Annotated in this window: 1 protein-coding gene; it reads left to right on the top strand. The window is 52.9% G+C overall.

All coding sequences use genetic code 11. The features are described 5' to 3' along the window. Positions 1–11: 11 nt before the first annotated feature. The coding region (locus UU7_RS19075) for a hypothetical protein (RefSeq protein ID WP_157582452.1) at positions 12–272 on the top strand (261 nt) is incomplete at its 3' end.

Genomic DNA, 272 nt, shown 5'->3' with positions numbered 1-272 from the left:
GGCGATCTACGATGACACCACAACAATTTGAAAACCTTCGTGACGAGTTTTTGAGTCACGAAGCAAAAATCATGGACTTCAAACGCGGCGAGTACTCACCCAACAGCGACAGGCTTCAAAACTTCCGTGAGGTTGCGGCCTTCCTAGGCCTGAGGCCGTCGGAGGTGGCCTTGACATACCTCCTGAAACACATACAGAGCATAGCCTTGGCTGTGCGCTCAGGGAAATATGCCTGGACCTGGAACACAGAAGGCGGCGAGGGATTGAAGCAG

The organism is Rhodanobacter spathiphylli B39, from assembly GCF_000264295.1.
Taxonomy (GTDB): Bacteria; Pseudomonadota; Gammaproteobacteria; order Xanthomonadales; family Rhodanobacteraceae; genus Rhodanobacter; species Rhodanobacter spathiphylli.
The sequence above is the reverse complement of the archived record's forward strand: the minus strand, read 5'-3'. Positions and strand labels throughout refer to the sequence as shown.